The following is a 6,831-nucleotide window of genomic DNA, read 5'->3' as shown; positions in this document are numbered from 1 at the left end:
GGGGTACGCAGCGGCGCTCGCCGCCTGGACCCCGAGCACCCCGACCTCGGGGTGCTCGTCGCCGAGGGCCGCCACCACTCCTGCCGCCAGCCCCCCGCCGCCGACGGGCGCCACGATGGTCCGCACGTCGGGCACCTGCTCGAGGATCTCCCGGCCGACCGTGCCCTGCCCGGCCACGACGTCGGCGTGGTCGAAGGGGTGGATGAGCACGGCACCGCTGCGCTCGCTGTGGGCCTGGGCCAGCCGCAGCGCGTCGTCGACCGAGGTGCCGTCGAGCACGACCTCGGCGCCGTACTCGCGGGTCGCGGCGACCTTGGGGAGCGCGGCACCTGAGGGCATGTAGACCGTCGCAGCCACCCCGAGCATGCGGGCCGCGAGCGCGACGCCCTGCGCGTGGTTCCCGGCGCTCGCCGCGACGACCCCCCGGGCCTTCTCGGCCTCGGTCAGCCGGGACATGCGCACGTACGCGCCCCGCAGCTTGAAGGACCCGGCGCGCTGGAGGTTCTCGCACTTGAGCAGCACGGGCCCGCCGGCCAGGTCGCTCAGCGCACGGCTCAGCTCGATCGGGGTGCGGGTGGCGACCCCGTCGAGGAGCTGCGCGGCGCTCGCCACCTCTTGCGGGCCGACCGCCAGGCGGGAGTCGGCCCCGGAGCCGTTCGCGTCGTCCGTCCCCACCGGGGTCACGACTCGCGGCCGCGCCGACGCGGCTGGGCGGGCGCCCCTCCGAGCTTGCGGAGCTCGGCCTCGAAGCCCCCGGGGTCGAGCCCGAGGTAGGGGAACTTGTCCCGGCCGTGCAGGTAGAGGACCACCGTGTTGATCGTCGCGACCACGGGCACCGCGAGCAGCGCGCCGACGATCCCGGCGGCCAACGACCCGGCCGAGACCGCGAGCACGACGGCCACGGGATGCAGGGACACCGCGTGGCCCAGGAGCAGCGGCTGCAGGACGTTGCCCTCGAGCTGCTGGACCCCGACGACGATCAGCAGCATCGCCAGGGCGGTGCCTGGGCCCTGGTCGACGAGGGCGACGAGCACCGCGACGATGCCGGTCGCGATCGCCCCGACGAACGGGATGAAGCTCGCGAGGAAGACGAGCACGGTCAACGGCACCACCAGGGGCAGCCCGAGGATCGCCGCACCGATGCCGATGCCGATCGCGTCGACGAAGGCGACGAGGATCTGCGCGCGGGTGTAGGACCCGAGGGTGACCACCCCGCGTCGCGAGGCCTCGTACGCGCGGTGCCGACCGTTCTGGGGCAGCAGGCGCAGGAGCCAGGCCCAGATGAGCGAGCCGTCCTTGAGGAAGAACAGCAGGCAGAACAGGGCGATGACCATCCCGATGAGGACCTGGCCGATCGTCGTCGTGACCGACAGCGCGCCCGAGACGACCATGCCGCTGTTCTCGCCGACCTGCGTGCCGAGCTCGGACAGCAGCTCGTCGACCTGCGCCCCGTCGATGCCCAAGGGTGTGTTCTCGAGCTGGTTGAGGAGCTCCTGGAACCCGCTCTGCACCTGGTCCCACAGCTCGGCGAAGCCCTGGATGATCTGCTGCCCCGCGAGGGTGAGCAGACCACCCACCACAGCGACCAGGCCGACCACGGTCACGGCGGCCGCGAGGCCGCGGGGGAACCGCAGACGCTGCACGAGGACGTCGACCACCGGGTTGAGCAGCACCGTCAGCAGGAGCGCGACGACGACGGGGACCCACAGCACCTTGGCGACGGCGAGCCCCAGCACCAGGCCTGCGACGCCCAGGCAGATGAGCAGGATGCGCCACGACCACGCTGCCGCGACCCGGACCGACAACGGCACCGACTCCCGGGCCATGGCCGACGCCGCGGCTGAGGCGGTGAGCGAGGCGTCCGGTGCGGCCGGTGGTTCCGCCGGCAGCTGGGGGGCCGAGCCCCGGCCCGACCGCCGACGACGCCCCGGGCCCTCACCGCTCACGCGAGGGCCTGACCGAGGTCCGCGACCAGGTCCGCGACGTCCTCGATGCCGACCGAGAGGCGCACCAGGTCGTCGGGCACCTCGAGGGCCGAGCCGGCGACCGAGGCGTGGGTCATCTCGCCCGGGTGCTCGATGAGGGACTCGACCCCGCCGAGGGACTCGGCGAGGATGAAGACGTGGGTGCGCGAGCACACGTCGAGGGCCTTCTCCTTGCTGCCCGTGCGGAAGGAGACCATGCCCCCGTAGCCGCTCATCTGCCGCGAGGCGACGTCGTGCCCGGGGTGGTCGGCCAGGCCGGGGTAGATGACCTGGGTCACCGCGGGGTGGGACCCGAGGAAGGCCGCGACGGCCGCCGCGTTGGCGCAGTGCCGGTCCATGCGCACGGCGAGAGTCTTGAGACCGCGCAGGGTGAGCCAGGCGTCGAAGGGTCCCGCCACCGCGCCCGAGGCGTTCTGGTGGAACCCGACGGCGTCCGCGAGCGCGCTCGAGCCCGTGGGCCCCTCGAGGCCCACCGGCAGCTGGGCGCCGTCGGCCACCACGAGGGCCCCGCCGACGACGTCGCTGTGCCCGCCGATGTACTTGGTGGTCGAGTGCACGACGACGTCGGCCCCCAGGGCGAGGGGCTGCTGCAGGTAGGGCGTCGCGAAGGTGTTGTCGACGACGAGCACGGCACCCGCGGCCCGGGCGAGGGCCGAGAGGGCCGCGACGTCGCTGATGCCGAGGAGCGGGTTGGTCGGCGTCTCGACCCAGACGGCCTTGGTGCGACCGGGCTGGATCGCCGTGGCGACCGCGTCGAGGTCGGTCAGGTCCACCGGGGTGTGGTCGATGCCCCAGGCCCCGAAGACCCGGGCCACCAGGCGGTAGGTGCCGCCGTAGGCGTCGTCCGGCACGACGACGTGGTCGCCGGGGCGCAGGACGGCTCGGAGCAGCGTGTCCTCGGCCGCCAGGCCCGAGGCGAACGCGAATCCCGCGGCCCCCTGCTCGGCCGAGGCCAGCGCCTCCTCGAGGGCGGTCCGCGTGGGGTTGGCCGAGCGGGAGTACTCGTACCCGCCACGCAGCCCTCCCACGCCGTCCTGCTTGTAGGTCGAGACCTGGTGGATCGGCAGGACGACGGCCCCGGTGGTGGGGTCGGGGTCCTGGCCCGCGTGGATCGCGCGGGTCGAGAAGCCCGAACCGGTCCAGTCGTGCTGCCTGGGGACGTCTGCGGTGGTCACGGCACCAGGCTAGACGGTACGGACTGGGAACACCCGACCTCGCTCCCGACGTTCCCCCAGCAGCGGCGCGCGAGGTGCCGTGCACCACGACGGAGAGGGGACGACCGTGTTCGGATCGTTCGGATCGGCGCTGCGCACCACGATGGTCACCGAGGAGCGCGCCCTGAGCGGGCGTGAGGCCCCGGCCTTCGTCGTCCCGGAGCGGCACGCCGTTCTGGGGACGCCCCTCGCGGGGCCCTGGCCCGAGGGCACCGCGACCCTGCACCTGGCCCTGGGCTGCTTCTGGGGCGCCGAGAAGGAGATGTGGCAGCTGCCCGGCGTCGTCACCACCGCGGCCGGATACCAGGGCGGGTACACGACCTTCCCCACCTACGAGGAGGTCTGCACGGGCCTCACCGGCCACACCGAGACCGTGCTGGTCGCCTACGACCCGACCGTGCTGAGCGACACCGAGCTGCTGCGGACCTTCTGGTCCCTGCACGACCCGACCCAGGGCTACCGGCAGGGCAACGACGTCGGCACCCAGTACCGCTCGGCGGTGTTCACGACCACCGAGGCCCAGGCCGAGGCGGCGCGAGCCACGCGTGAGGCCTACACCCCCGCCCTGCGCGAGCGCGGCTACGGGGACATCACCACCGAGATCCGCAGCGCGGCAGAGGCCGGCCCGTTCTACTACGCCGAGGCCGACCACCAGCAGTACCTGCACAAGGTGCCCCACGGCTACTGCCCGGTGCACTCGACCGGGGTCGCCTGCCCGCTGCCGAGCTGAGCCACCCGGTACGAGGTCATCCTTGCGGCGTACGTCCCAGCCCTGGGGCGTACGCCGCTCTCGTCCCCAGATCGTCCCTGCGACGGGTGCCGCGCGACCCCCGTGGTCCCTAGGCTCGACGTGTCACCACGGACGAGGAGAGACCATGATCGAGGCCACTGGCCTGACCAAGCGGTACGGCTCGAAGGTCGCCGTCGACCACATGACCTTCACGGTCGCCCCGGGGAAGGTCACCGGGTTCCTGGGCCCCAACGGGGCCGGCAAGTCGACCACCATGCGCATGATCGTCGGGCTCGACCGGCCCACGAGCGGCTCGGTGACGGTCAACGGTCGCCGGTACGCCGAGCACTCCGCCCCCCTCCACGAGGTCGGCACCCTGCTCGACGCCAAGGCCGTGCACACCGGACGCTCCGCCTACAACCACCTGCTGGCCCAGGCAGCCACCCACGGCATCGGCCGCAAGCGCGTCCAGGAGGTCATCGAGATGACCGGCCTGGACGCCGTGGCCCGCAAGCGGGTCGGCGGCTTCTCCCTCGGCATGGGCCAGCGGCTCGGCATCGCCTCGGCGCTGCTCGGCGACCCGCAGACCCTCATCCTGGACGAGCCGGTCAACGGCCTCGACCCCGAGGGCGTGCTCTGGGTCCGCAACCTGGTGCAGTACCTGGCCCGCCAGGGCCGGACGGTGTTCCTCTCCTCGCACCTCATGAGCGAGATGGCCGTGACGGCCGACCACATCATCGTCGTCGGGCGCGGTCGGCTCATCGCCGACGCCCCGGTCGCCGAGATCGTGGCCCGTGCGGCGGGCACCACGGTCCGGGTGCGCAGCCCCCAGGCCGGCGCCCTCGAGGAGCTGGTCCGGGGCCCCGAGATCACCGTGACCTCGGCCGAGCCGGGCCTGATCGAGATCACCGGCAGCACCGCCCCCGCGATCGGCGAGGCCGCCGCCGGGGCCGGCATCGTGCTGCACGAGCTCACCCCGCTGCACGGCTCCCTCGAGGACGCGTACATGCAGCTCACGGCGGACTCGGTCGAGTACCACTCCTCCGACGTCGGGCAGCCCGCAGCGCCCGCGACCGCCCCCTCCCTGACCACCCCGGGCGCCCCGGCGTCCGCGACCGAAGGTGCCGTGCGATGACCACCCTGTCCCCCACCGCCGACCCGTCCACGAGCCGCAACCGTCCCCGGGCCGGTGCCCCGGACCGCCTCGGGGTGACCTTCCCCCGCGTGGTCGCCTCGGAGTGGATCAAGTTCCGCACCGTCCGCGCCGCGGCCTGGACCCTGCCCATCACGGCGCTGCTCATGGTCGGGATGGCCTTCCTGCAGGCCTGGGGCATCAGCCAGATCGGGGCCGAGGACTTCGGCCCGGTGAGCGGCGCCTCCGTGGTGACCAGCGGATGGTTCTTCGCCCAGCTCGCCGTCAGCGTGCTCGCCATCCTGACGATCACCGGCGAGTACAGCACCGGCATGGTCCGCTCGACCTTCGCCGCGACCCCGCGTCGGCTGCCGACCCTGTGGGCCAAGGCCCTGGTGCTCGTGGTGACCGTGGCCGTCACGTCGCTCGTCGCGATCGCCCTTGCCTGGGTCGCCGTGCAGCCCTTCGCGAGCGACCTCGGCCTGAGCCTCGACCTGGGCGAGAGCGAGACGCTGCGCATCCTGCTCGGCACGCCGCTCTACCTCTCGACCATCGCAGTGTTCGCCTTCGCGATCGGCACGCTGCTGCGCCACTCGGCCGGAGCCCTCGCCGTGGTCCTCGGGCTGCTGCTGGTCATCGAGCAGGTGCTCTCGGTGCTACCGCTCCGCTTCTTCGAGGTGATCAGCCCGTTCCTGCCGTCCACCGCAGGCACCCGCCTCATCATGGACGACGCGACCCTCGAGATGATGGACGCCGCTCGCGACACCGTCAGCCTCAGCCCCTGGGGGGGCTACGGGGTCCTGGCGCTGTGGACCGTCGTCCTCCTCGCCGCGGCGGCCGTCCTGGTGCGACGCCGGGACGCGTAGGTGCCCACCCCTGCACGGCTCGCACACCCCGCCGCGCCCCTCCCCGGGGCACGGCGGGGTGTCGTGCTGCGCCCAGGTGAGCGGGCCCACCCGTGACCCCTGCCTTCACCGAGCTCGACACCCGGCGTCTGGGACCGGTCCGGCGGTACTTCGCGCGACGCCCGGTGGCCATGGACCTCGTCGTCATGGCGCTGTTCGCCGTGCCCGCCCTGCTCTCCCTGGTCCTCGAGCCCCTGCTCGGGATGCACCAGGACGGCACCGACCGCGTGGTCGCGACCGCGCTGACCCTTGCCGGTGCCGCCGCCCTGTACTGGCGTCGCCGTCGGCCCCTGCTCGTCTCCGGCGCTATCGGGGCCCTGGGCCTCGCCTGCGTGGGGGTGACCGGCAGCATCGAGGGCTTCGACCTGGGCCTGGCCTTCATGGTCTACGCCGTCGCGGCGTCACGGCCCGCGCGCACCGCATGGCTCACTCTGCTCACGTTGTGCCTGGTCCTCGGGGCCGGGGTCTGGTTGTGGGAGGCCCCGATGACCGACCTCGACGTGCCGACGGGCCTCGTCGCCACCGTCGGCGAGCCGGAGGGTGAGCAGGAGGGCGTCGCGATCGGGAGCGACCAGCGGGCCGGGACGATCACCTCGATGGTCATGATCGGCCTGGTCGCCATCGCCATCGGCTCGAGCGTCCGCAACCGCAGGCTGCACGTGGCCGAGCTCGTCGGGAGGGGCAACGCCCTGGCCCGTGAGCGCGACCAGCAGGCCCAGCTCGCCCGGGCCGCCGAGCGCAGCCGCATCGCCCGCGAGATGCACGACGTCGTCGCGCACAGCCTCTCGGTGATGATCGCCCTCGCCGACGGCGCCGGAGCAGCCCTGGACCGCGCCGCCGACCGCTCCCGCGCGGCCCTGGACGA

Annotated in this window: 7 protein-coding genes; 4 read left to right on the top strand and 3 right to left on the bottom strand. The window is 73.4% G+C overall.

What is annotated here, in order from left to right; all coding sequences use genetic code 11:
• The 3 genes from L0B03_RS11900 to L0B03_RS11890 all read right to left on the bottom strand — a co-directional run.
• Positions 1 to 675: threonine/serine dehydratase (locus L0B03_RS11900; RefSeq protein ID WP_250446012.1), on the bottom strand; the 675-nt coding region annotated here is incomplete at its 3' end.
• A 5-nt stretch (positions 676 to 680) separates the two neighbouring features.
• Entirely contained in the window at positions 681 to 1,946 is a 1,266-nt protein-coding gene (locus L0B03_RS11895) for an AI-2E family transporter (protein WP_250446011.1), read from the bottom strand.
• Complete coding sequence (locus L0B03_RS11890) at positions 1,943 to 3,160, bottom strand: cystathionine gamma-synthase (protein ID WP_250446010.1); 1,218 nt, start codon at positions 3,158 to 3,160, stop codon at positions 1,943 to 1,945. The genes L0B03_RS11895 and L0B03_RS11890 overlap by 4 nt, the downstream gene beginning before the upstream one ends.
• Positions 3,161 to 3,302: 142 nt before the next feature.
• Between L0B03_RS11890 and msrA the strand changes: the two genes are divergently transcribed.
• The 4 genes from msrA to L0B03_RS11870 form a co-directional block, all read left to right on the top strand.
• The gene (gene msrA / locus L0B03_RS11885; RefSeq protein ID WP_284501713.1) at positions 3,303 to 3,929 is read left to right on the top strand and encodes a peptide-methionine (S)-S-oxide reductase MsrA; all 627 of its coding nucleotides are present in this window, start codon (positions 3,303 to 3,305) and stop codon (positions 3,927 to 3,929) included.
• Positions 3,930 to 4,074: 145 nt separating this feature from the next.
• Positions 4,075 to 5,064: an ABC transporter ATP-binding protein gene (locus tag L0B03_RS11880; protein WP_250446008.1), complete on the top strand. Its 990-nt coding sequence runs from the start codon at positions 4,075 to 4,077 to the stop codon at positions 5,062 to 5,064.
• The gene (locus L0B03_RS11875) at positions 5,061 to 5,927 is read left to right on the top strand and encodes an ABC transporter permease (RefSeq protein ID WP_250446007.1); all 867 of its coding nucleotides are present in this window, start codon (positions 5,061 to 5,063) and stop codon (positions 5,925 to 5,927) included. The genes L0B03_RS11880 and L0B03_RS11875 overlap by 4 nt, the downstream gene beginning before the upstream one ends.
• A 92-nt stretch (positions 5,928 to 6,019) precedes the next feature.
• On the top strand, positions 6,020 to 6,831 hold an 812-nt coding region (locus L0B03_RS11870; protein ID WP_250446006.1), incomplete at its 3' end, for a histidine kinase dimerization/phosphoacceptor domain-containing protein.

Origin of the sequence: Actinotalea sp. C106 (genome assembly GCF_023630195.1) — a bacterium.
Classification (GTDB): Bacteria; Actinomycetota; Actinomycetes; order Actinomycetales; family Cellulomonadaceae; genus Actinotalea.
This window is presented reverse-complemented; position numbering and strand designations above follow the sequence as displayed.

Bases quoted from the DNA above. Each gene is read 5' to 3' on its own strand.
- msrA (WP_284501713.1), top strand. From the start codon at position 3,303: ATGGTCACCGAGGAGCGCGCCCTGAGCGGGCGTGAGGCCCCGGCCTTC.
- L0B03_RS11880 (WP_250446008.1), top strand. From the start codon at position 4,075: ATGATCGAGGCCACTGGCCTGACCAAGCGGTACGGCTCGAAGGTCGCC.
- L0B03_RS11875 (WP_250446007.1), top strand. From the start codon at position 5,061: ATGACCACCCTGTCCCCCACCGCCGACCCGTCCACGAGCCGCAACCGT.